Below are 25,421 nucleotides of genomic sequence, written 5' to 3' on the forward strand. Positions count from 1 at the left end.
GGACCGGGATTCCGGCAGACCGCCTACGCTGTCCCGCCACCGCGCTGCCGTGCCACCCGTACCGGCCGCTCACCCGGACGGGCCCGCCACGCGCCTCAGCGCGGCAGCATCAGCGCACCGGCCCCGAAGTACTGCCGGTCCCCGCAGCCGGTCGGCCCGGGCGGGCAGCCGGCCGCCGCGGTGGCGGCGAGCAACGCGGCCAACTGCCCGGAGCCCCAGTCCGGGTGCTGCGCCGCCGCGACCGCCACCGCCCCGGTGACGTGCGCGGCGGCCATCGAGGTGCCGGCCAGCGCCGCGTACTGCCCGTCGGGCCAGTCGGAGACGATCGCGCCCTGCGGGCCGCCGTCCGGGCTGCCGCCGGGCGCGGCCAGCGAGATCCGCCCGCGGCCGAAGTTGGAGTAGCCGGACGGCTGGCCGTCGCGGTCCAGCGCGGTGACGGTCACCACGCCGGGCAGCTCGCCCGGGAGCCGGACGCACTCGGTGCCGACGTAGCGGGTCTGGGCCGGCCCTGAACTGCGGTCGTTGGGACTGCGCTCGTCCGTCCGGGGCGCGCCCAGGTCCTGGCCGTCGTTGCCGGCCGAGGCGACCACCACCGCGCCCCGGCGCTGGGCGTACTCCACGGCCCGGCCCACCGCCGTGGTGATCGCCGCCTGGTCGTGGTCCTCGGGGCAGTTGTACTTCCAGGGGTCGGCGAAGTAGCTGTTGTTGATCGCCTTGGCGCCGTGCCCGGCGGCCCAGAGCATGCCGCAGACGATGTTCTCCGCGTAGTACTGGCCGAGCGGGCCCAGCAGCCGGACGGCGGCGATCCGCACGCCGGGGGCGACGCCGCTGACGCCGTGCCCGTCCCTGGCGGCTCCGACGATCCCGGCCACGTGGGTGCCGTGCCCGCTCTCACTGACGCCCTGGTCGGGGCGCCAGGCGCCGGCCCGGGCGTCGGGACGCCCGTCGACGCAGGAGGCGGAGCTCTTCGGGTCGACGGCGGCCCGCAGATCGGGGTGGGTGTCGTCGACGCCGGAGTCGAGGACGGCGACCAGGACCTTGCGCAGCGAGTCGGGCGAGGGTGCGGCCGGGTCCGCGCTCGGGGAGCGCAGCAGGCCGGAGGAGTCGCCGGGCAGGGCGGCCTGGCCGACCATCGCGAGGTTCCAGGCGTCCTGCTCGCCCGGGTCGGGCAGCGTCGGGGTGGCCTCGTCACCGCCGTCGTCACCACCGGCCCGGCCACCGCCCCCACCGCCGGCGGCGCCCGCGCGGTCCGCCGAGTCACCGGTACCGAAGCTCCCTGCGCCGTCCAGCGGGCGCGGCGGGCCGGGCACCGGGCTCGTCCTGGTCGCCCCGACGGCGGCTATCCCCGGCCGGGCGCGGACCTTGTCGGCGAAGCCCCCGGTCGCGTACGCCAGGACGGCGCCGATCTGGGGGTAGTCCTGCACCACCTGACCGCCGGCGGCCCGCGCCTCGGCGCCGGCCAGTACGGCGCCCTCGCCGTCCGTCCGCTCGGCGAGCACCAGGTAGCTGAGGTAGGCGCGGCCGGGGCCGGCCACGTACGGGACGGCCCCGCCGAGCACCAGCGCCGTGAGCAGCATCGCGAGCAGCACACGGACAGGTCCGTTGCGGGGCCTGTTCGCCCCACCGGCGGCCAGGTGGTGCACCTGCTCCATCGCGCGGTCTCCGCTCGTCGGGTCCGCGGGCTCGGGCCCGCGGGACCACCGGTCTCAAGCATCACCATATGAGCGGACAGTCAGCTTTGCCCTTTATCTACCCTTCTGGACGGAAGCTACCTCTCCCGGACACAACCCATCGCCGGGCGCCCGCGTTGTCAGTGCCACCCGGCACCATGGGGGCATGGCGCGACGTACCCCCGGCCGACAGCCCGCCGACCCGCTGGAGCCCCCCGACCCGCTGGCCGGCTTCGCCCCGGCCACCAGGGCCTGGTTCACGGGTGCCTTCGACGCGCCCACCAACGCCCAGGCCGAGGCCTGGCTGGCGATCCAGCGGCAGGCGGACGTCCTGGTGGTGGCGCCCACCGGCTCCGGCAAGACCCTCGCCGCCTTCCTCTCCGCCCTCGACCGCCTCAGCAGCACCCCGCCCCCCGCCGATCCCAAGCACCGCTGCCGGGTCCTGTACATCTCCCCGCTCAAGGCCCTCGCGGTCGACGTGGAGCGGAACCTGCGCGGCCCGCTGGCCGGGCTGCGCCAGGCCGCCGTACGCCTGGGCCTGCCCGAGCCCGAGGTGCAGGTCGCGATCCGCTCCGGCGACACCCCGGCCGCCGACCGCCGCCGCTTCACCACCCACCCGCCGGACATCCTGATCACCACCCCCGAGTCACTGTTCCTGCTGCTCACCTCCGCCGCCAGGGAGGCGCTGCGCGGGATCGACACGGTGATCCTGGACGAGGTGCACGCCGTCGCGGGCACCAAGCGCGGCGCCCACCTCGCCCTCAGCCTGGAGCGGCTGGACGAGCTGCTGGACGTCCCCGCCCGCCGGATCGGCCTGTCGGCCACCGTCCGCCCGGTAGAGGAGGTGGCCCGCTTCCTGAGCCCGGTGCGCGGGGCCGAAATCGTCCAGCCCGCCTCCAGCAAGGAGTTCGACCTCTCCGTCGTCGTCCCCGTCGCCGACCTGGACGACCTGCCCGCCGCACCCGCCGACACCATCGACCCGGACCGGCCGGGGGCAGCCCCGGGGCGGTCCGGGGGCGCCTCCATCTGGCCGCACGTCGAGGAGCGGATCGTCGACCTCGTCCAGGCCCACCGCTCGACCATCGTCTTCGCCAACTCCCGCCGCCTCGCCGAGCGGCTCTGCAACCGCCTCAACGAGATCGCCCAGGAGCGGGAGAGCGGCACCGCCCTCCCCGAGGCGCACGCCCCCGCCGCCCTGATGGGCGGCTCCGGCGCCGCCAGGGGCGCCCCGCCCGTGCTGGCCCGCGCGCACCACGGCTCCGTCTCCAAGGAGCAGCGCGCCCTGGTCGAGGAGGAGCTCAAGGCCGGCCGGCTGCCCGCCGTGGTCGCCACCTCCAGCCTGGAGCTGGGCATCGACATGGGCGCCGTCGAGCTGGTCGTCCAGGTCGAGTCGCCGCCCTCCGTCGCCTCCGGCCTGCAACGCGTGGGCCGGGCCGGCCACCAGGTCGGCGCCGTGTCCACCGGCGTGTTCTTCCCCAAGTACCGGGGAGACCTCGTGCAGTCCGCCGTGGTCACCGAGCGGATGCGCGGCGGGCTGATCGAGGCGCTGCGCATCCCGCGCAACCCACTGGACGTACTCGCCCAGCAGCTGGTCGCGATCACCGCGCTGGACACCTGGGCGGTCGACGACCTGCTCGCGCTGGTGCGCCGGGCCGCGCCGTTCGCCACCCTGCCGCAGTCCGCCTTCGACGCCGTACTCGACATGCTGGCCGGCCGCTACCCCTCGGACGCCTTCGCCGAGCTCCGCCCCCGCCTGGTGTGGGACAGAGTCACCGGCACCGTCACCGGCCGCCCCGGCGCCCAGCGGCTGGCCGTCACCTCCGGCGGCACCATCCCCGACCGCGGCCTGTTCGGCGTCTTCATCGCCGGCGCGGACCCGAAGAAGGGCGGCGGCCGGGTCGGCGAGCTGGACGAGGAGATGGTCTACGAGTCCCGGGTGGGGGACGTCTTCACCCTCGGCACCACCTCCTGGCGGATCGAGGACATCACCCACGACAAGGTCCTGGTCACCCCCGCCCCCGGCATCCCCGGCCGGCTGCCGTTCTGGAAGGGCGACACCCTCGGGCGCCCGCTCGAACTCGGCCGCGCCCTCGGCGCCTTCGTCCGCGAGCTCGGCGGCCTCGCACCCGGCGACGCCACCGCCCGTCTGAAGGCCGCCGGCCTGGACGACTGGGCGGCCGGCAATCTGCTCGACTACCTCGCCGAGCAGCGCACCGCCTGCGGCCACCTGCCCGACGACCGCACCATCGTGGTCGAGCGCTTCCGCGACGAGCTGGGGGACTGGCGGATCGTCATCCACTCCCCCTTCGGCGCCCAGGTCCACGCCCCCTGGGCGCTCGCCCTCGGCGCCCGGCTGCGCGCGAAGCACGGCCTGGACCCGCAGGTCATGCACGCCGACGACGGCATCGTGCTCCGCCTCCCGGACGCCGACCTGCTCGACTTCCCCGGCGAGAGCAGCGCCGCATCCGACGAGGCCCCGGTCGGCGCCGACGCCGCCCTGTTCGAGCCCGGCGAGATCGAACAGCTGGTCACCGACCAGGTCGGCGGCTCCGCCCTGTTCGCCTCCCGCTTCCGCGAGTGTGCCGGCCGCGCCCTGCTGCTCCCCCGCCGCAGCCCCGGCCGGCGCACCCCGCTCTGGCAGCAGCGCCAGCGCGCCTCCCAACTGCTGGAGGTCGCCAGCGAGTACGGCTCCTTCCCGATCGTCCTGGAGGCCGTGCGCGAATGCCTCCAGGACGTCTTCGACGTGCCCGGCCTGGTCGAGCTGATGGGAGACCTGGAGTCCCGGGCCGTCCGCCTGGTCGAGGTCACCACCCCCGAGCCGTCCCCCTTCGCCCGCTCCCTGCTGTTCGGCTACGTCGCCCAGTTCCTCTACGAGGGGGACTCCCCGCTCGCCGAACGCCGCGCCGCCGCCCTCGCGCTGGACTCCCGGCTGCTCTCCGAACTGCTCGGCCAGGCCGAACTGCGCGAGCTGCTCGACCCGGCCGTGCTCGCCGAGTTGGAGGCCGAGCTCCAGCGGCTCACCCCCGAACGCCGGATCAAGGACGCCGAGGGCGTCGCCGACGGGCTGCGCCTGCTCGGCCCGCTCTCCGAGGCCGAACTGACGGCCCGCGGCGCCGAACCGCTCTGGGCGCTCGAACTGGAATCGGCCCGCCGGGTCATCCAGGTCAGAATCGGCGGCGAGCAGCGCTGGGCCGCCATCGAGGACGCCGGCCGGCTGCGCGACGCCCTCGGCACCCCACTGCCGGTCGGCATCCCCGAGGCCTTCACCGAGCCCGTCAAGGACCCGCTGGGAGACCTGCTCGCCCGGCACGCCCGCACCCACGGCCCGTTCACCGCTCCCGAGGCGGCCGCCCGCTTCGGCCTCGGCGTCGCGGTCGTCACCGGCACCCTGCACCGGCTGACCGCAGCCGGCCGGCTGGTCCAGGGCGAGTTCCGGCCCGTCGAAGGGCACACCGCCACCGTCGAGTGGTGCGACGCCGAGGTACTGCGCCGGCTGCGCCGCCGCTCGCTCGCCGCCCTGCGCCAGGAGGTCGAGGCCGTCCCGCCGCGCGCCCTGGCCGCCTTCCTCCCGCAGTGGCAGCACCTGGCCGGCCACCGGCTGCGCGGCGTCGACGGCCTGCTCCGGGTCGTCGAACAGCTCCAGGGCACCGCCCTGCCCGCCTCCGCCCTGGAGAAGCTCGTCCTCCCGGCCCGGCTGGCGGACTACCGCCCGGGCCTGCTGGACGAGCTGACGGCGGCCGGTGAGGTCAGCTGGTCCGGCGCCGGCGCGCTGCCCGGCAAGGACGGCTGGATCGGCCTGCACCTGAGCGAGAACTCCCATCTGCTGCGCCCCGAGCCCGTCCCGCCGGCGCTGACGCCCCTACACACCGCGCTGCTCGGCGCCCTCGCGGGCGGGTACGGTCTGTTCTTCCGTCAGCTGGTGGAGCGGGTCCAGGCCGAGGCGGAGCCCGTCCCCGAGCCGCAGATCGTCGAGGCCCTGTGGGACTTGGTCTGGGCCGGGTACGTCACCAATGACACCCTCGCCCCGCTGCGCGCCCTGCTCGGCTCCGGGCGCACGCCCGGAGCCACCGCCCACCGGGCGCCGCGGGCCACCCCGCGCGGGCGGTACGGCGGGGCCGGCCGCGGCCTCGGGCGTACCGCTCCCGGCGGGGCCCGCAGCGCACCGGCGACGGTCGCGGGGCGCTGGTCGCTGCTGCCGGAGTTCGCCGCCGAGCAGACCGTCCGGGCGGCCGCCCAGGCGCAGAGCCTGCTGGACCGGCACGGACTGCTGACCCGCGGCACGGTGGCGGCCGAGCGCGTCCCGGGCGGATTCGCCGGGGTGTACCGGGTCCTCTCCGCGATGGAGGAGCGCGGCCGGGCCCGCCGCGGGTACTTCGTCGAGGGGCTGGGCGGTGCGCAGTTCGCCATGGAGGGCGCGGCCGACCGGCTGCGTTCGGTGAACAGCCGGCTGGAGCGCACCCGGGCCGGCGAGTGGGCGGCGGCCGGCTCGGCCGAGCCCCCGCAGGTCGTGGTGCTGGCGGCCGCAGACCCGGCCAACGCCTACGGCGCGGCGCTGCCCTGGCCGGAGCCCCCGGAGCCGGCCACCGCCTCGGCCGCGCCGGGTGCCCCGGGCACCACGACCGCCGGCGCCGCCGCGAGGACCGCCACCGCCCACCGGCCCGGTCGCAAGGCGGGCGCCCTGGTGGTGCTGGTGGACGGCGAGCTCACGCTGTACATCGAGCGGGGCGGCAAGTCCCTGCTCGCCTGGCCCGAGGACGCCGGCACCCGGGCACTGGCCGCCGAGGCGCTGGCCCGGGCCGTCCGCGAGGGGGCGCTGGGCAGCGTCACGGTGGAGCGGGCCAACGGCGAGCCCGCCCTGACCTCGCCGCTGGGCGAGGCCCTGGAAGCAGCCGGCTTCCACCCCACCCCGCGCGGCCTACGGCTGCGCCCCTGAGCGTCCGGCCACAGCGGACGAGCCGAGCAGGGAGGGCGAACAGGGCCAGCCGGGCGCAGCACGACGGCCGTGGGGGCCACCGGGCACCGAGGTGTGCGGTGGCCCCCCACGGCCGTCGTGGCCGGCATCACTCCGGCGTCGGCGTCGCGTCCTCCACGACCCCGGATACCCCGGGCGCGGACTCGACCTGGTTCACAGGATTCACGGGCACGTACGCCACGGGCCCGGATTCACCCGTTCGGCGCTGTGGCCCGGTCAATCCGAGGTCTGCGTGAACGGGGACCAGACCGAGCCCCCACCCGCCGGCCCCCAGCACCCCGAGCACGGCACCGTCGGCGCCGAAGCCCCTGCTGAGCAGCAGCCACCAGCAGATCCCGCCGAGCAGGACCGCCGACACCCAGCGCACCGGCCGCAGCCGCACACACGCCGGCAGAGCTGACCGGGCCTCGGCACACACCGCCGCTGCTCTCCGCAAAGCCGCCTCCTTCACTCGTCCCCGGGCCGGGCCCGGGAGGGCGAGGTCCGGTCAGGCCGCGACCACGTCCATCGCCGCCGCCTTGGGCGACATGGAACCCGTCCGGTCGACGCCGGGCGCGGGAAGCGGTACCGGTTCGAGTACCGGCCTCAGCAGTTCACCTTCGGAGAGGGTGGCCATCGCCGCAAGTTCGGCGAGCGAGAGTTCGTCGCTGACCTCGCGCATGACCTCGGACATTCGGACGTCAAGTGCGTCGCAGATGGCGGAGAGCAACTCCGAAGAGGCCTCCTTCTGCCCCCGCTCGACCTCGGAGAGGTAACCGAGCGAAACCCTGGCGGCCGCCGACACCTCGCGGAGTGTGCGGCCCTGGCGCTGGCGCTGCCGACGCAGTACATCGCCCAGTAGGCGACGGAGCAGGATCATCGGTGCCTCCCTCCTCGGACTGCGGATCGAGATGTCACGACCCCACCGTACCGCCTTGCCCGCTTCACGTGCGGGGACCGTGGTCGTGTTCACTCTGGGCTGCAAGGCTGTCCCCTCCCCTGTTTGTTCCCCGCCCGGACCCTCGCCGCGCCCGCTCCGGGGCTCGTGGCCACCGCCACTCAACTCGTTCGCTACCTGGTTTCTGCCCAACCAGGCCCTTCGATGTAACACGATCCTCCAGCTGAGGCGCAGGCTTGCGCCGGGTTCAGCACGTCTCGGTTCGGTGGAGATCCCGGCTTCGGCCCGAATCGGGCCAGGGCCGCCCGACGAACAGCTCCAGGGCGGCCGTCACCGCCATGCGACGGATTGTGGCACGCTCCCCCGACAACCGGGGCGAACTGACCAGAGTTCCCCCAGGACCGGCGAATCCGAGGTACACGGTGCCGACCGGCTGCCCGTCCTGCGGATCCGGACCGGCCACCCCGGTCGTCGCCAGCCCGTACGTGGCGCCCAGCAGGCGCCGTACGCCCTCGGCCATCTGCCGGGCCACCAGGGGATGCACCGGGCCGCGCACGGCCAGCAGCCCCTCGTCCACGCCGAGCACCGAGGCCTTCAGCTCGGTCGCGTACGCCGTGACCGAGCCCCGGAAGGTGGTGGACGCCCCGGGGACGTCCACCAGTGCGGCCGCGAGCAGCCCGCCGGTCAGCGACTCGGCGACCGCCAGCGTGCCCCCGGCGGCCCGTAGCGCGGCGTGCGCACGCTCGGCGAGCTCGAAGTCCCCGCCACCCTCCGCAGCCCCGCTCACCGGCCCTCGCGCTCCTCGGCCATGCCCTCGCGGCGCAGGCGCAGCGCCTGCCCGACGTAGTCCAGGGCGGTACCGACCGTCAGCAGCACGGCCACGCCCATCAGGACGGCCCGGGCGGTGGCCAGCCAGCCGGTGAGCGGCAGCACGTACATGCCCACCGCGATGCCCTGGGTGAGGGTCTTGAGCTTGCCGCCCCGGCTGGCCGGGATGACGCCGTAGCGGATCACCCAGAACCGCATCAGGGTGATGCCCACCTCGCGGGCGAGGATCACGATGGTGACCCACCAGGGCAGGTCCCCGAGGACGGAGAGCCCGATCAGCGCCGAGCCCATGATCGCCTTGTCGGCGATCGGGTCGGCGATCTTGCCGAAGTCGGTGACCAGGCCCTTGCGCCGGGCCAGCTCGCCGTCGAAGAGATCGGTGATCATCGCGACGGCGAAGGAGGCCCAGGCCACCGCCCGCCACTTGGGGTCGTGGCCGCCGTCGGCGAAGAGCAGCAGCACGAAGACCGGCACCAGCAGCAGCCGGAGCATGGTCAGCATGTTCGCGATGTTCCAGATGCCCGGAGGCGAGGGCACCGCGGCCCCCGATCTGCCGGGGTGGGCCGCGGCCGGAGCGCCGGGCCCCTTGGTCATACTCCCGCTCCCGTGCTGTCCGCGCTCACGCGCACCAGCTCCAGCACCTCGGCGATCAGGTCGACGCCCTCGCTGGCGACCACCCGGGCCCGGTAGAACTGGCCGACCTCGGCGTCGTCGGCCCCGGTCAGCGTGGTGAGGCCGTCCGTCTCCGGCGCCTGGTGGGCCGCGCGGCCCTCCACCAGGTCCCCGTCGACCGACTCGACCAGCACCTCCACCTCGGTGCCGATCCGCTGCTCGGCGCGCTGGGCGGTGAGCTCCTCGGCGAGCCGGGAGAGCCTGGCCAGCCGCTCGTCCACCACGTCCTGCGGCAGCTTGCCGTCGAAGGTCGCGGCCTCGGTGCCGTCCTCGTCGGAGTATCCGAAGACGCCGATGGCGTCCAGGCCGGCGTTGGTGATGAACCGCTCCAGCTCGGCGAAGTCCTCCTCGGTCTCCCCGGGGAACCCGACGATGAAGTTGGAGCGGGCACCGGCCTGCGGGGCCTTGCCCCGGACGGTCTCCAGCAGCTCCAGGAACTGGTCGGTGTTGCCGAAGCGCCGCATCCGGCGCAGCACGGCCGGCGCGGAGTGCTGGAACGAGAGGTCGAAGTACGGGACGACGTCCGGCGTGGAGGTCATCACGTCGATCAGCCCGGGGCGCATCTCGGCCGGCTGGAGGTAGCTCACCCGCACCCGCTCGATGCCGGGGACGGCCGCGATCTCGCTGAGCAGCGTCTCCAGCAGGCGGATGTCGCCGAGGTCCTTGCCGTACGAGGTGTTGTTCTCGCTGACCAGCACGACCTCGCGCACGCCCTGCTCGGCCAGCCACTGGGCCTCGTGCAGCACGTCGGAGGGGCGGCGGGAGATGAACGAGCCGCGGAAGGCCGGGATCGCGCAGAACGAACATCGCCGGTCGCAGCCGGAGGCCAGCTTGATCGAGGCCACCGGGTTGTCGTCCAGGCGCTTGCGCAGGGTGCGCGGCCCGGAGGCGGGGGCGACGCCGTCCGGGAGGTCCTCGGGGGCGCCGTGGCCGGGCAGTGCCACCTCGGCGGCGGCGGCCTGCCGCTCGACCGGGGTCAGCGGGAGCAGCTTGCGGCGGTCCCGCGGCAGGTGCGCGGCGTGGTGGCCGCCGGAGAGGATGGTCTGCAGACGTTCGGTGATGTTGGCGTAGTCGTCGAAGCCGAGCACCGCGTCGGCCTCGGGCAGTGCGTCGGCGAGCTCCTTGCCGTACCGCTCGGCCATGCAGCCGACGGCCACCACGGCCTGGGTCCGGCCGTGACCCTTGAGGTCGTTGGCCTCCAACAGGGCGTCGACGGAGTCCTTCTTGGCGGCTTCGACGAACCCGCAGGTGTTGACGACGGCGACGTCGGCGTCGGCGGCGTCGTCGACCAGCTGCCAGCCATCGGCCTCCAGTCGCCCGGCGAGTTCCTCGGAGTCCACCTCGTTGCGGGCGCATCCGAGCGTGACAAGGGCGACAGTACGGCGTTCAGGCATAGGGCCAAGATTAACGCGCGGCCCCCGGTGCCGTTCGCCCCGGAGGTCGCGCGCCTCGGATTACCAGATCTTCGCCCCGCCGGTTCAGCCTGCCTGCGGGTCTCCGGGGGTGTACGTGACATGCACCACTTGGCCGTCCTTGCCCGCCGGACCGAGGTCCTTGCCGTTGACGTACACGTGCACGGCACCGGCGTTGCCGATCACCAGCTTGATCTGCTTGGGGTCGGTGAAGGTCTGGTCCTGACCTTCCTCGATGTTGTTCTGGTACAGCGACTTGCCGGCGCCGTCGAGCGCCGAGACCCAGCTGGTGTCCTTCTCCGCGACCAGCTTCACGGTGACCTTGTCCGCCGGAGCGGCGGCGATCGCCGCGACGCTCGGGGCGGCGGGGGCCGGCGGCTGGACGCTGGCGGAGGGAGCGGGGGCGAGGGAGCCGGTGCCGGAGCCGCTGGGCAGCGGGGCACTGGCGGAGCCGACGGTCGAGCCGCCGGTGGTGCCGTTGACCAGGTTGAAGCCGATCAGTGCGACCACCGCGACGATCGCGGCGACCATGGCGGCCGTCCAGTTCGGGCGGCGGCGCTCGCTGACCTTGATCGGCCCGGTCTCCAGCAGATGAACGGGGCGCTGAAGCGCAGGGGCGCCCCCGTGTGCGGCGTCGTAGCTGGCGACCAGTGGGTCGCCGTCGATGCCGACCGCCTTCGCGATCGAGCGGATATGGCCGCGGGCGTAGAAGTCTCCGCCGCAGCGGGTGAAGTCGTCCTCCTCGATCGCGTGGACTATCGGCACCCTCACGCGGGTGCTCGCGCTCACCTGATCGACCGTGAGGCCGGCCCCGATCCGGGCGTCGGACAGCACCCGGCCGATGCTGACGGCCTCGGCCGTCGGCTCCGGCGTGCCGGGCCCGGTCCGGCCCGGCGAGCTGCCGGACTCACGGGCGGAGGACCGGCGGTTGTCGCGGTCCTGGGACTTGCCGATGGTCACTGGGCACGCCTTTCGAGCGGATGGCCACCTGCTGGAACAACAGTCTAGGGGCGGGGTCGGATCGTTTCTCAAGCGGAATAGGCCCGAACGTGCGCGCCCACCCCGGGCGGGGCCCGGCGGACAACCACCCGTGGGTTGACGAGTGGTCAACCACGACGGTCCGCACTGCTCCCCGGCCCTGTGACGCGGCGGGAGACACAGAAGGTTCCCACCACGCTGCCTCTCCTCCGAACGAGTGAGGCAACCCGGAGGTTACCGCCTCCCTGGATCACCCTCCCCACCGCCCTTTCAGCCGCGGATGCTGACGATGACGCCGTCCAGCTCCTCCGGGGTGACGAGCACGTCGCGAGCCTTGGAGCCCTCGCTGGGACCGACGATCCCGCGCGACTCCATCAGGTCCATCAGCCTGCCCGCCTTCGCGAAGCCCACACGCAGTTTGCGCTGGAGCATCGAGGTCGACCCGAACTGGGTGGAGACCACCAGCTCGGCGGCCTGGATCAGCAGGTCGAGATCGTCGCCGATCTCCTCGTCGATCTCCTTCCTGGTGCCGCCGCCGACCGTCACGTCGTCGCGGTAGACGGCCGTCAGCTGATCCTTGCAGTGCTGGACGACGGCCGCGATCTCGGCCTCGGTGACGAAGGCGCCCTGCATCCGGACCGGCTTGCTGGTGCCCATCGGCAGGAAGAGCGCGTCGCCCTTGCCGATCAGCTTCTCGGCGCCCGGCTGGTCCAGGATGACCCGGGAGTCCGCCATCGCCGAGGTGGCGAACGCCAGCCGGGACGGCACATTGGCCTTGATCAGGCCGGTGACCACGTCCACCGAGGGCCGCTGGGTGGCCAGCACCAGGTGGATGCCGGCCGCGCGGGCCAGCTGGGTGATCCGCACCACCGAGTCCTCGACGTCACGCGGGGCGACCATCATGAGGTCGGCCAGCTCGTCCACGATCACCAGCAGGTACGGGTACGGCGTCAGCTCGCGCTCGCTGCCCGGCGGCGCGCTCACCTTGCCGGCCTTCACCGCCGCGTTGAAGTCGTCCACGTGCCTGAACCCGAACGCGGCGAGGTCGTCGTAGCGCAGGTCCATCTCGCGCACCACCCACTGGAGGGCCTCGGCGGCCTTCTTGGGGTTGGTGATGATCGGCGTGATCAGGTGCGGGATGCCCTCGTACGCCGTCAGCTCGACCCGCTTGGGGTCGACCAGCACCATCCGGACCTCGTCCGGGGTCGCCCTGGCCAGGACGGAGGTGATCAGGCAGTTGATGCAGGACGACTTGCCCGCGCCGGTCGCGCCCGCGACCAGGATGTGCGGCATCTTGGCGAGGTTGGCCATCACGGTGTGGCCCTCGACGTCCTTGCCCATGCCGACGACCATCGGGTGGCTGTCCTCGGCGGCCGTGCGCGAGCGCAGCAGATCGCCCAGGTTGACCATCTCGCGGTCCCGGTTGGGGATCTCGATGCCGACCGCCGACTTGCCGGGGATCGGGCTGATGATCCGCACGTCCGGGCTGGCCACGGCGTACGCGATGTTCTTGGCGAGGGCGGTGATCCGCTCGACCTTGACCGCCGGGCCGAGCTCGACCTCGTAGCGGGTGACCGTCGGCCCCCGGGTGAAGCCGGTGACCCTGGCGTCCACCTTGAACTCGGCGAACACCCCGCTCAGCTGGGCCACCACGTCGTCGTTGAGCTTGCTGCGGGTCTTGCCCGGGCCGCCGCGCTCCAGCAGGTCCAGCGACGGCAGCACATAGGTGATGTCGCCGGCGAGCTGGAGCTGTTCCATCCGGACGGGGGCGGGGCCGTGCTGGTCGGCAGCGCCCGGCCCGGCCGGTGCCGGCGCCGCCGCGCCGCGGGCGGCCGGGACGGCGGCGTCCTCGGGCGGCGCGGTGCGGTCCTGCACCTGGTGCATCATGTCCGCCACGGCCGGCGAGGCCGGCACGCCGTAGAGCAGCGCGCCGTCCAGGTCCGCGGCGACCCCGGCGGCGAGGTCGCGGGTCTCGTACGGATCCTTCACGAACATGTCGGGAACGGCCGAGGCCAGCTCGGGATCGTCCAGTTGCTTGCGCCGGCGGCGGTGGCGGCGGGCGGCCACCTCGTCGCCCGGCCGGCCCTCCACGGTGAAGGGCAGCGCCGAGGGATCCGCGTCCTCCGGCGGCTCGGTGGAGTGCTCACGCTCCGGCGTACGCCCCTCCCCGAACGCCCCGGGCCCGTCCGCCGGGAGCGGCTCGACGACGCCCAGGCGCACACCGAGCGCGCGCAGCCGCTCCGGGATCCGGTTGACCGGGGTGGCGGTCACCACCAGCAGCCCGAAGAACGCCAGCAGGATCAGCAGCGGGACGGCCAGCGGCGGCCCGGCGGCCGCCATCATCGGGGTGGACGCCGCCCAGCCGACGATCCCCCCGGCCTGCCTTATCCGGGTCGCGCCGCTGGCCATGCCGGGTGCGCCGCAGCCGATGTGCACCAGGCCCAGCACGCCGATCACCAGCGCGCTGACGCCGATGACGATCCGTCCGTTGGCCTCCGGCACCTCGGGATGGCGCATCAGCCGCACCCCGATGACGGCCAGCAGCACCGGCACCAGCACGTCGAGGCGCCCGAACAGGCCGGAGACCACATTGGTCGCCACCTCGCCCAGCCAGCCCTGCGGGCTGAACCAGGTACCGGCCGCGGTGACCAACGCGAGGGCGAGCAGCAGCAGGCCCACGCCGTCCTTGCGGTGCGCCGGGTCCAGTCCCTTGGCGCCGTCACCGAACCCGCGGAAGGCCGCGCCGACGGCGTGCGCCAGGCCCAGCCAGACGGCGCGGACGGCGCGGAAGAGTATCGGCCGGGGCGCGGCGGGCGCCGGAGCCGCCGGCACGGGTTTGGCCGCGGCCTTCTTCGCCGGGGCGGCCTTCCTGGCCGCCGCCTTCTTCGCCGGTGGCTTGGCCGCGGACTTCGCAGCGGCCTTCTTCGCCGGTCCCGGACTCGGGTTGCGTGCCGCGCTTCCGGGCGTACGTGTGGCCATGGCTCAGCAGCCTACCGGCGGGGGCGACCCGGGGGCGTGCGGCAGGTGGCCGCACGCCCGACGTGTCGCAGACACACCGTCATGCCGTCGGTGGTTCACCCGGCCGGCGGAGCGCGGGGATCAGTCCGCGCCGGGGCGCAGCGCGTCCAGCGCCCGGCGCAGCCCGGCCAGCTTGCGCTCCAGGTGCGCCGCCGTGGCGGCGGCCGCCGCCGAGTCGTCCTGACCGTCCAGCTGCTTCGTCAGCGCCTCGGCCTGCTCCTCGACCGACGCGAGCCGGGCGGAGAGCTCGCTCAGCAGGGGCCCGCCCAGCTCCGGCTCCCGCGCGCCGCCCGCCTCCAGTTGCAGGCGCAGCAGTGCCGCCTGCTCCTTGAGCTGGCAGTTCTTCATGTAGAGGTCGACGAACACCGAGACCTTGGCGCGCAGCACCCACGGGTCGAACGGCTTGGAGATGTAGTCCACTGCCCCGGCCGCGTACCCCCGGAAGGTGTGGTGCGGGCCGTGGTTGATCGCGGTGAGGAAGATGATCGGGATGTCCCGGGTGCGCTCGCGGCGCTTGATGTGCGAGGCCGTCTCGAAGCCGTCCATGCCGGGCATCTGGACGTCGAGCAGGATCACCGCGAAGTCGTCCGTCAGCAGCGCCTTGAGCGCCTCCTCGCCGGACGCGGCGCGGACCAGTGTCTGGTCGAGGGCGGACAGGATCGCCTCAAGTGCGAGCAGGTTCTCCGGCCGGTCGTCGACCAGGAGGATCTTTGCCTTCTGCACCACGACCCGCCCTCCTGTCGCCTGCCTCCCTGGGGAGGGCACCCGTGTACTGCCCACCACTACCCCGGTCATGCTAGCCGCACCCCCTCGCCCGGCACATCGCTCGGCCGCGAAACAGCCGACCGGGGAACCTCTGCGCTGAGTCGTCATTCGGTCACTGTTCGCAACGATCGGTGACCCTACCGGGTTCCCACCCTTCCTCGCCAGCGAAGCCGTCCCACTCCTGCCCCGAAGGCCACCCCGGACTCCCCCACCCCGCACCCTTCCCGCCGAGCCGGCCATCCCGAGGCGGGGGGAGAACTGCCACGGAACACCTGACAGGTTCGGGCACGATCGAGAATTCCGGGCCCCTGACGCAATTGCGCCCGCCATCGCGGACCCGGCCGCCGGAACGCGTCCGGCCGGCCCCACCACCAGCGACGACAGCACCGGAACACCTCCGGCGGTCAGTACTGCTCACACCTCTTGCGAATGCCGGCCCACCGCCCGGCCGGGATATCCGGCGGACGGCGGGACCACCCGGCCGGCGCGCGGCGCAATCACCCCGGCCCGCCGCGATCCGGACGGGCCCCGGGCGGGATCCGGCCTAGGACCCGGCCTCGCCCAGCCAGTGCCGCATCACGGTCAGCAGGTGATCGGTCTCGACCGGCTTGGTGATGTGGTCGGTGGCACCTGCCTCCAGGCTCTTCTCCTTGTCGCCCTTCATCGCCTTCGCGGTCAGCGCGATGATCGGCAGGCCCGCGAACTGGGGCATCCGCCGGATCGCCTCGGTGGTCGCGTAGCCGTCCATCTCCGGCATCATGATGTCCATCAGCACCAGCGCCACGTCCTCGTGCTGCTCCAGCACCTCGATGCCCTCGCGGCCGTTCTCCGCGTAGAGGACGGTCAGTCCGTGCTGCTCCAGGACGCTGGTGAGGGCGAAGACGTTACGGATGTCGTCGTCCACGATCAGCACCTGCTCGCCGTCGAAGTGCCCGTCGAACTGCGCCCCGGCCGCCGGGCGGGCCGCGGCCTGCCGCGGGATCGGCTCCTCCGAGACCGAGGCGGCCGCCGCGCGCCGGCGTTCGATGGCGCCCCGGCGCCGCTCCTCGGCCAGCTCACGGACCTCCTGCGCCCAGTGCTCGGCCGGGTTCTCCCCCACCGGTACGGGCGTGCCGGCCGGCGTCACCGAGACCGCGGCGCGCACCGGCGCGCCACCTGGGCGCTCACCCGGCACGGCCTCCGGTGCCTCGCTGCGCAGCGGCAGGTAGAGGGTGAAGGTGGAGCCCCGGCCGAGCTCGCTCTCGGCGTGGATCTCGCCGCCGAGCAGCCGGGCGATCTCCCGGCTGATGGAGAGCCCGAGGCCGGTGCCGCCGTACTTGCGGCTGGTGCCGCCGTCGGCCTGCTTGAAGGCCTCGAAGATCTCCCTGAGCTTGTTGTCCGGGATTCCGATACCGGTGTCGGAGACGGAGAACGCCACCAGCTCCTCGTCCGGGGCGGTGATCGCGCCGGCCTCCAGCAGCTGCTCGCGCACGTGCTGGGGGACTTCGGCCCCGGCCGGGCGGATGCACAGGTCCACGGCGCCGGAGTCGGTGAACTTCACCGCGTTGGAGAGCAGGTTGCGCAGCACCTGCTGGAGCCGCTGCTCGTCGGTGTGCAGGGTGACCGGCAGGTCGGGCGAGACCCGCACGGCGAAGTCCAGGCTCTTGTCCACGGTGAGCGGTCGGAACGCCGCCTCGACGTAGTCGACCAGCTGGACGAGCGCGATCTTCGCGGGGCGGACGTCCATCTTGCCCGCCTCGACCTTGGAGAGGTCGAGAATGTCGTTGATCAGCTGGAGCAGGTCGGAGCCGGCACCGTGGATGGTGTCGGCGAACTCGACCTGCTTGGGCGAGAGGTTGCCCTCGTTGTTGTCGGAGAGCAGCTTGGCCAGGATCAGCAGCGAGTTGAGCGGGGTGCGCAGCTCGTGCGACATGTTGGCGAGGAACTCGCTCTTGTACCGGGAGGCGAGGGCGAGCTGCTCGGCCCGCTCCTCCAGGACCTGCCGGGCCTCCTCGATCTCGCTGTTCTTGATCTCGATGTCGCGGTTCTGCTGGGCGAGCTGCTCGGCCTTCTCCTGGAGCTCCTCGTTGGTGCGCTCCAGCTCCTCCTGACGGGCCTCCAGCTCGGCGGAGCGCATCGAGAGTTCGGCGGTGAGCCGCTGGGACTCCAGCAGCAGGCCCTCGGTCTTGGTGTTGACGCTGATGGTGTTGACGGTGACGCCGATCAGGTCGGCGATCTGGTTGAGGAAGTCCAGGGCGACGGTGGTGAAGGAGCTGAAGGTGGCCAGCTCGATCACACCGAGCAGCCGGCCCTCGAACAGCACCGGGAGGACCACCACATGTGCCGGCGAGGCCTCGCCGAGCCCGGAGGCGATCTTCAGGTACCCGGGCGGGGCCTCCTTGAGGATGATCGAGCGCTTCTCCACCGCGGCCTGGCCGACCAGCGACTCACCGGGCCGGAACGTGGTGGGCATCGCCCGGCGCTGGTAGCCGTAGCTGCCGATCAGGCGCAGCACGGTGTCGTTCTCGTCGTCGTCCTCGGTGATCAGTTCGGCGGTGCGGCCGGCCGGCTGGGCGAGGAAGAAGGCGCCGTGCTGCGCGGAGACGACCGGCGTCAGCTCGGTCATGATCAGCGAGGCGACCGCCTCCAGGTCGCGTCGGCCCTGCAGCAGGCCGGAGATCCGGGCGAGGTTGGTCTTCAGCCAGTCCTGCTCCTGGTTGGTACGGGTGGTCTCGCGCAGGTTGGCGATCATCTGGTTGATGTTGTCCTTGAGCTCGTCGAGCTCTCCGGACGCGTCAACGTCGATCCGCAGGGACAGGTCGCCCCTGGTCACCGCGGTGGCGACCTGCGCGATCGCGCGTACCTGCCGGGTCAGGTTGTTGGCGAGCTCGTTCACCGACTCGGTGAGGTCCTGCCAGGTGCCGTCCACGCCGGGTACCCGGGCCTGGCCGCCGAGGCGCCCGTCGGTGCCCACCTCGCGGGCCACCCGGGTCACCTCGTCGGCGAACGAACCGAGCTGGTCGACCATGGTGTTGATGCTGGTCTTCAGCTCCAGGATCTCGCCCCGCGCGTCCACGTCGATCTTCTGTGACAGGTCGCCGCGCGCCACCGCCGTGATGACCAGCGCGATGTTGCGCACCTGGCCCGTCAGGTTGTTGGCCATCAGGTTGACGTTGTCGGTGAGGTCCTTCCAGATCCCGGCGACGCCCGGCACACCCGCCTGACCGCCCAGGATGCCGTCGGTGCCGACCTCGCGGGCCACCCTCGTCACCTCGACGGCGAACGCCGACAGCTGGTCGACCATGATGTTCAGGGTGCCGGCGAGGGCCGCGACCTCGCCCTGTGACGCGATGGTGATCTTCTTGGAGAGGTCGCCGCTGGCCACCGCGGTGGCGACCTCCGCGATGTTGCGCACCTGGCTGGTCAGGTTGGACGCCATGAAGTTGACGTTGTCGGTGAGGTCCTTCCAGATCCCCGACACCCCGCGGACCCGCGCCTGCCCGCCCAGGATGCCCTCGGTACCCACCTCACGGGCGACCCGGGTCACCTCGTCGGCGAATGCCGACAGCTGGTCCACCATGGTGTTGACGGTGGTCACCAGCTCCAGGATCTCGCCCCGGGCGTCGACGGTGATCTTCTTCGAGACGTCGCCGCGCGCCACCGCGGTGGTCACCTCCGCGATGTTGCGGACCTGGCTGGTCAGGTTGTTGGCCATCAGGTTGACGCTGTTGGTCAGGTCCTTCCAGGTGCCCGAGACACCCGGCACACTCGCCTGGCCGCCGAGGATGCCCTCGGTGCCGACGTCCCTGGCGACCCGGGTCACCTCGTCCGCGAACGCGCCCAGCTGGTCGACCATCGTGTTGATGGTGTTCTTCAGCTCCAGGATCTCGCCGCGGGCGTCCACCTGGATCTTCTGCGACAGGTCGCCCTTGGCGACGGCCGTGGTGACCTGCGCGATGTTGCGCACCTGGTCCGTCAGGTTGTTGGCCATGAAGTTGACGTTGTCGGTGAGGTCCCGCCAGACACCGGCCGCCCCCGGCACCTGCGCCTGACCGCCGAGCCGGCCCTCGGTACCCACCGAGCGGGCCACCCGGGTCACCTGCTCGGCGAAGCCGGAGAGTTGGTCGACCATCGTGTTGATGGTGTTCTTCAGCTCCAGGATCTCGCCCCGCGCATCGACCTCGATCTTCTGCGACAGGTCGCCGCGCGCCACCGCCGTCGTCACCTGGGCGATGTTGCGGACCTGGCCGGTGAGGTTGTTGGCCATGAAGTTGACGGAGTCGGTCAGGTCCCGCCACACTCCGGCGACGCCCGGCACCTGTGCCTGACCGCCGAGCCGGCCCTCCGTACCCACGTCCCTGGCCACCCGGGTGACCTGCGCGGCGAAGGAGTTGAGCTGGTCCACCATCGTGTTGACGGTGTTCTTCAGCTCCAGCATCTCGCCGGCCACGTCCACCGTGACCTTGCGGGAGAGATCGCCCTTGGCGACCGCGGTGGTCACCTCGGCGATGTTTCGCACCTGCGCGGTCAGCCGCCCCGCCATCGTGTTGACCGAGTCCGCGAGGTCCTTCCAGCTGCCCGAGACGCTGCGCACCCGCGCCTGGCCGCCGAGCTTGCCCTCGGTGCCGACCTCGCTGGCGACCCGGGTCACCTCGTCCGTGAACTCCGAGAGCTGGTCCACCAGGCCGTTGACCGTCCGGCCGATCCGCAGGTACTCACCGCGCAGCGGGTGGCTCACCCCGTTGGTGTGGACCGAGCGCAGCTCCATCTTCTGTTCGAGGTCGCCCTCGGCGATCGAGGTGAGCACCCGGCCGACCTCCGCCATCGGCCGGGCCAGATCGTCGATCAGCGCATTGCAGTTGTCGACGGCCGCCATCCAGGCGCCCTCGCCGGCACCCGTCTCCAGCCGCTCGGCGAGCCGGCCCTCGCGGCCCACCGCGCGCCGGACCCTGGCCAGCTCACCCGTGAGGTGCTGGTTGCGCTCGGCGACCTCGTTGAAGACCGCGGCGATCTCGGCCAGCGGCCCGTCCCCGGGTACGGCGAGCCGCCGCTTGAAGTTGCCGTCGCGCATCGCGGTGAGCGCGGCCAGCAGCTTGCGCAGCTCGGCCGGCTCCACCGGCTTGCTGTGGCTCGGGCGTCGCCCGCCGGCGCCCCGAGGCACGGCCCCGGGCCGTCCGCCGCGCGCGGCGGACGGCGTCGTACCGGTTGCGTCCTTGGTGGCCGAACTCAACAGGACCCTCCCACATCGTGAACTGTCCGTTACCGCCCGGAACTGCTCGGAACTGCTCGGGCGCTGGCACCGGTGCGGCGAACACCGCTACGGGAGCCCGCCGGACCACCGGCACCGCATCGACCGTACTGCGCGACCGGCTCGCTGCGGACCCCCCAGTCTGGCAGTACTGCCGCCGGGTATACGGCCGGTTGCGCTCGGTTGGTACGGCTCGGGCGAAAACAGGTGGGCAGAATCACCCTCAGGTGCCTGTTTCGGCTCCCCGTCCCCACGGGGAACCAAGCGGAAAGTAGGCTGGGGCGCTGCACCGGGCCACCACCCGCCGGAACCGGCGTCGCCACGGGGGAGCACCGGGCGGGAGCCGGTCCTGCATCCCGGGCAGCCAGGGCCAGAGCAGAGGAGAAGTGGCAACGTGGTCACCGCGCGCGCAGCCGCCACCTTCGACCCGGACGGCCGGTCGGCCGCCGCCGCGCGCGGCTTCGTCCGGGACGCCCTGTTGGGCTGGGGCCTGCCCGAGGTCGTGGACGACGCCGTCGTCCTGGTCAGCGAACTCGTCACCAACGCCGTCGTGCACGCCGGCACCGCCGCCGAGGTGTGCTGCCTGCGCGAGGAGGAGCACATCCGGGTGGAGGTCACCGACCACCACCCCGAACGCGGCCTGCCCGCCTTCGCCGACGTCCCCGTCACCGCCTCCGACCGCTACGCCGACCCGGACGGCGAGGGCGGCCGCGGACTCCTGATGTGCTCGGCCCTGTCGGCCTGTTGGGGCGTGGAGTACTCCGCGGGACGCAAGACCGTCTGGTTCCGGCTGCCGCTGCCCGAGCACATCCTCGGCACCCGCTACGCCGTACCCGCCGCCCCCGGCGGCGAACTGCCCAGCACCGACGGCCCCGTCCACGTCGCGGTCGTCCAGATCGCCGAGGACGGCCTGGTACTCGCCTGGAACCCCGACGCCGAGGCGATGTTCCAGCACGCCGCCGAAGCCGTACTCGGCCGGGCCTGGGCCGACTTCGCCGCCTGGCCGCAGTCCGCCGGGATCGGCCTCGGCCTCGGCGAGACACTGCGGCTGGCCCGCTGGGAGGGCAGCTTCGGCCTGCGCCGCGCCGACGGCGAGGTCGTCGACGTGTACGGCCAGCAGGTCCGCGTCCGCGACACCGAAGGCGTCCCCTCCACCCTGTGCCTGCTGGTCCGCGAGGTCGACCGCTCGGTGCTCCGCTCCCCAGCCCGGACGGTGCCCGCCGACAGCCCCGAGGCCACCGCCGGCCCGCTGGACCTGCTGGCCGGCCCCGTCACCACCGACGACCTCGGCGCACTCCTGCAACGCACCGTGGAACGCGCCCGCGACCTGCTCGACGGCGACGCCGCGTACCTGCTGCTCACCACCGACGACGAGACCGAGTTCGAGGTCCGCGCCGCCACCGGACTGCCCGCCGGCGGGCGCCGGCGCCACACCCGCTTCCCGGTCGGCCACAGCGGCCAGCGCTTCGACTCCGCCCGGCTGCCCACCGTCCATGAGGACCTCAGCGTCCGGGGTGCCCCCGTCCCGGTGCTCGCCGAGAGCGGGCTGCGCTCGCTGATCACCGTCCCGCTCAAGGTCGAAGGGCGGCTGGTCGGCTCCCTCGGCGTCGCCGCCGCGGCGCCCGGCCGCTACGACAACGAGGACGCCCTGCGGCTCCAGTTCGCCGCCGACCGGGTCGCTCTCGCGCTCGAAAGCGCCCGGCTCACCGAGCTCGAACGCCTGCGGCGCGGCTCGCTCTCCTTCCTCGTGGAGGCCTCCGACCTGCTGGCCGGCACCCTGGAGCACGAGCAGACCCTCGCTCTGATGGCACAGATGGCCGTGCCCACCCTGGCCTCCTGGTGCGCCGTCTACACCACCGGCGAGAACGGCGCCGCAGCCTCGCTCGCCTTCGTCCTGCACGAGGACGAGGACCGGATCGACGCACTGCGGGCCCTGCTCGACAAGACCCCGACGCCTGACTCCGACCCCGCCCCCGGCGCCCGGTTCTGGAAGGCCCCCGCCGAGGCCGCCCGCGCCGCCGGCCTCACGGACAGTCCCGAACTCACCGGTCTGCTCGGCGAGACGGTGGTCCTGCCGCTCGCCGCCCGCAACCGGGTCATCGGCCTGCTCGCCCTCGGTGTCCAGGCCGGCGACCGCTTCCGCCAGGAGATCCTGGAACTCGCCGAGGACCTCTCCCGCCGCGCCGCCCTGGCCCTGGACAACTCACGGCTGTACTCCGAGCGCACCGCCACCAGCCAGGCACTGCAACGCAGCCTGCTGCCACCGGAGTTGCCCGACATCCCGGGCGTCGAGGTGGACGTCTTCTACCAGGCCGCCGGCGAGGGCAACGAGGTCGGCGGGGACTTCTACGACCTCTTCCCGATCCGTGAGGGCACCTACGGCTTCGCCATCGGCGACGTCTGCGGCACGGGCCCTGAGGCCGCCTCCGTCACCGGCCTCGCCCGGCACTCGCTGCGGCTGCTCGCCCGCGAGGGCCTGGACGCACCGCAGGTCCTGCGCCGGCTCAACGCGGCCATCCTGGACGAGGGTTCGCGCAGCCGGTTCCTGACCCTGCTGTACGGCGAGCTGACGCCGCGCGCGGACGGCTGCACCGAACTCTCCCTGGTCTGTGCGGGCCACCCGTTGCCGCTGCGCCTGCGGGTGGACGGCCAGGTCGACCAGGCCGCGACGCCCCAGCCGCTGCTCGGGGTGATGGACGAACTGGAACTCACCGCCGAACACCTGGTGCTGGAGCCGGGCGAGGTGCTGCTCTGCGTCACCGACGGCGTCACCGAGCGCCGGGAGGGGCTGCGGATGCTCGGCGACGACGGCCTGGCCCAGGTCCTGACCGGGTGCACCGGGCTCACCGCCGGCGCCGTGGCCGCCCGGGTCCAGCGGGCCGTCGAACGCTTCGCGCCCGAGCCGCCCTCCGACGACATGGCGATCCTCACCCTGAGGGTGCCCACCCAGCGCACAGGCTGACGGGCTGACCGCCTCGGGGCCGGGGCGACGGCAAGGCTCGAGCCAGGGCCCTTCGGACGCTTCGGTTCCTCCGGCCCCTCCGGCTTCACCGGAGCGGTCATCCTCGTTCACCAACCGGCCAACCGTGAGCTCCCGACAGCTGACGACGGTACAAATTGTTCGATTCACAAGGGTACAAGCGCTCCCGCGCCGGGTACACCGGATTCACCGGGGATTCCCCCGGAGGGGACACTGACCAGCAGCTCTTCTGCTGGCACTTCACTCGACCGCAGCCGCCCGCACGCCATGTCCGTGCGCCCTCGGCCGGTCACGCGCACCCACCTCTCATCGCACTGACTGCGCCTCAAGCGCGCCCAGAGTGAAAGGAGCCTCCGGTGAGCAACGACGCTTCCGGGGCAACCGCCCGTTCCGCAGGAGCCGACGCCGGCAACCTCGGATACCTCGCACTCGGACTGACCCTTCTCGGATACGGCCTGCTGGCCACCGGCATCTTCAGTGGCACCGGCGCCAAGGACGCAGCCCTTCTTGCCCACCTGGTCGGCGGCCTGACGCTGTTCGTGGCGGGCTTCTGGCAGCTCCGCGCGGGTGAGGGCTTCACCGGAACCGCCTTCACCGGCCTCGGCGCCTTCTGGGCGACGTGGTCCGCCGCGGGCGGCGCCGGCAAGAACGCCGCCGGCCTGTTCCTGCTGCTGTGGGCGCTCCTCGCGCTCACCCTCACCGCCGCCAGCTGGAACGCCGGCCTGTTCAGCCGGCTCGTCTACGGCCTGCTCACGGTCTCCCTGGGGCTCTCCGCCATCGCCACCTTCGGCAGCAGCGGCGGGCTCGCCAAGCTCGCCGGCTGGGTCGCCGCGGCGTCCGGCCTGGTCGCCTGGTACTGGGCCACCGCCGCGCTGACCAACAGCGCGTGGGGACGGGCCGCCCTGCCGGTCAAGTAGCCGCGCAGGAAGTCGCGGTCGCACGCACGATGGGCCGGGCCTCCTCCGAGGCCCGGCCCACCACCGTCTTCAACGCCCGGCTGACCGCCCGGCCGCTGCGCCCTTGGCGGCACGGGCAGACGCGCGCTCGGCCGCCTCGGGCCTGCCGCCCGTACCCACGGCCGCCTCCCCGTCCACAGCGGTGGCGCGGGCGGCACGCAGCCGTCCCGCGCCCCACTGGGCCGCGTAGGCCAGCAGCAGGATCACGGCCGCGACCAGTCCGTCCGCCCAGAAGTGGTTGGCGGTGACCACGACGACGACGACGGTCAGTACCGGATGCAGCAGGATCAGCCAGCGCAGGAAGCTGCGCGACACGGAGATCACCGCCACGGCCGCCAGCACGCACCAGGCGACATGCACCGAGGGCATCGCGGAGAGCTGGTCGGCCACCACCCCGCCGACCGGGCCGCCGTAGACCGACTGCCCGTACTCCGCGGCGACGTCGACGAAACCGTTGCCCGGCAGCATCCTCGGCGGCGCCACCGGGATGAACTGGACCACCAGACAGATCGCCGTCGTGATGACCACGGTGTTCCGCACCCACGCGTATCTGTGCCGGTGCCGGACGAAGACCCAGAGCAGCACCGCGATCATGACCGCGAAATGCATGGCCGCGTAATAGTAGTTCGCTGCCCTGATCGCGACCGGGTAGGGCATCACCGCCGCCTGCCAGGCCGCCTCGTCCGGCAGGCCGAGGCTCAACTCCGCCCGGTGGATCCAGGCCGCCCGGTCGAGCGCGTGGTCGGTGCTCATCACGGAGAGGTGCCCCACCAGCTGCCACAGCGCGAAGAGCGCGAGCAGCGTGCCGGCCTCCTGGAGCAGGGCGCCCAGGGAGGCCTTCCGGGCCCGCCTGACGGCGTAGGCGGACGCGAAGAGGGCGACCGAGGCACCACCGGCGCTCTGCCAGGTAAGAGTCAGATTCTGCACTGGACGCGCCTCTCCATGCTGCTCGACTTGCTGGCAGAGACGCTAACGCAGAGAACCCCCACCCGGAATCGGGTGGGGGTTCTCTGTGAATGATTGTTCGGCGGCGTCCTACTCTCCCACAGGGTCCCCCCTGCAGTAC

At 73.0% G+C, this 25,421-nt stretch carries 13 protein-coding genes; 3 read left to right on the forward strand and 10 right to left on the reverse strand.

Going from position 1 to position 25,421, the window contains the following annotated elements; genetic code table 11:
• Nucleotides 1–95: 95 nt before the first annotated feature.
• Entirely contained in the window at nt 96–1,652 is a 1,557-nt protein-coding gene (locus ACIBH3_RS23230) for a S8 family peptidase (RefSeq protein ID WP_396313960.1), read from the reverse strand.
• 184 nt (nt 1,653–1,836) lie between these two features.
• On the opposite strand from ACIBH3_RS23230, the gene ACIBH3_RS23235 reads away from it, so the two are divergent.
• Entirely contained in the window at nt 1,837–6,603 is a 4,767-nt protein-coding gene (locus ACIBH3_RS23235) for an ATP-dependent helicase (RefSeq protein WP_396313961.1), read from the forward strand.
• Nucleotides 6,604–7,129: 526 nt separating this feature from the next.
• Here ACIBH3_RS23235 and ACIBH3_RS23240 read toward each other — a convergent pair.
• The 8 genes from ACIBH3_RS23240 to ACIBH3_RS23275 all read right to left on the reverse strand — a co-directional run bounded on the left by ACIBH3_RS23240 (nt 7,130) and on the right by ACIBH3_RS23275 (nt 20,287).
• Complete coding sequence (locus ACIBH3_RS23240; RefSeq protein WP_396313962.1) at nt 7,130–7,501, reverse strand: helix-turn-helix domain-containing protein; 372 nt, start codon at nt 7,499–7,501, stop codon at nt 7,130–7,132.
• Between the two features lie 265 nt (nt 7,502–7,766).
• Nucleotides 7,767–8,306: a CinA family protein gene (locus ACIBH3_RS23245; RefSeq protein ID WP_396313963.1), complete on the reverse strand. Its 540-nt coding sequence runs from the start codon at nt 8,304–8,306 to the stop codon at nt 7,767–7,769.
• The gene (pgsA, locus tag ACIBH3_RS23250; protein WP_396313964.1) at nt 8,303–8,941 is read right to left on the reverse strand and encodes a CDP-diacylglycerol--glycerol-3-phosphate 3-phosphatidyltransferase; all 639 of its coding nucleotides are present in this window, start codon (nt 8,939–8,941) and stop codon (nt 8,303–8,305) included. Before pgsA ends, ACIBH3_RS23245 begins: the two co-directional genes overlap by 4 nt.
• On the reverse strand, nt 8,938–10,413 hold the full coding sequence (rimO, locus tag ACIBH3_RS23255; protein WP_396313965.1) for a 30S ribosomal protein S12 methylthiotransferase RimO: 1,476 nt from the start codon (nt 10,411–10,413) through the stop codon (nt 8,938–8,940). The genes pgsA and rimO overlap by 4 nt, the downstream gene beginning before the upstream one ends.
• A gap of 84 nt (nt 10,414–10,497) precedes the next feature.
• On the reverse strand, nt 10,498–11,391 hold the full coding sequence (locus tag ACIBH3_RS23260; protein ID WP_396313966.1) for a helix-turn-helix domain-containing protein: 894 nt from the start codon (nt 11,389–11,391) through the stop codon (nt 10,498–10,500).
• Between the two features lie 288 nt (nt 11,392–11,679).
• Nucleotides 11,680–14,388 (reverse strand): DNA translocase FtsK, encoded by a 2,709-nt coding sequence (locus ACIBH3_RS23265; RefSeq protein ID WP_396313967.1) that lies wholly within the window; start codon nt 14,386–14,388, stop codon nt 11,680–11,682.
• 120 nt (nt 14,389–14,508) lie between these two features.
• A complete protein-coding gene (locus ACIBH3_RS23270; protein WP_396313968.1) occupies nt 14,509–15,153 on the reverse strand; it encodes a two-component system response regulator in 645 nt (214 codons plus the stop codon).
• Between the two features lie 583 nt (nt 15,154–15,736).
• Nucleotides 15,737–20,287, reverse strand: a complete 4,551-nt coding sequence (locus tag ACIBH3_RS23275; RefSeq protein WP_396313969.1) for a HAMP domain-containing protein — start codon at nt 20,285–20,287, stop codon at nt 15,737–15,739.
• A gap of 526 nt (nt 20,288–20,813) precedes the next feature.
• Here ACIBH3_RS23275 and ACIBH3_RS23280 point away from each other — a divergent pair.
• On the forward strand, nt 20,814–23,381 hold the full coding sequence (locus tag ACIBH3_RS23280; RefSeq protein ID WP_396313970.1) for a SpoIIE family protein phosphatase: 2,568 nt from the start codon (nt 20,814–20,816) through the stop codon (nt 23,379–23,381).
• Nucleotides 23,382–23,755: 374 nt separating this feature from the next.
• Nucleotides 23,756–24,316 (forward strand): GPR1/FUN34/YaaH family transporter, encoded by a 561-nt coding sequence (locus ACIBH3_RS23285; RefSeq protein WP_396313971.1) that lies wholly within the window; start codon nt 23,756–23,758, stop codon nt 24,314–24,316.
• A gap of 69 nt (nt 24,317–24,385) precedes the next feature.
• Here the strand turns inward: ACIBH3_RS23285 and ACIBH3_RS23290 are convergent, their stop codons facing one another.
• Nucleotides 24,386–25,282, reverse strand: coding sequence for a phosphatase PAP2 family protein (locus ACIBH3_RS23290; RefSeq protein WP_396313972.1), 897 nt, complete (start codon nt 25,280–25,282; stop codon nt 24,386–24,388).
• Nucleotides 25,283–25,421 lie beyond the last annotated feature (139 nt).

It is taken from the genome of Kitasatospora sp. NPDC050543, from assembly GCF_044457565.1.
Classification (GTDB): Bacteria; Actinomycetota; Actinomycetes; order Streptomycetales; family Streptomycetaceae; genus Kitasatospora.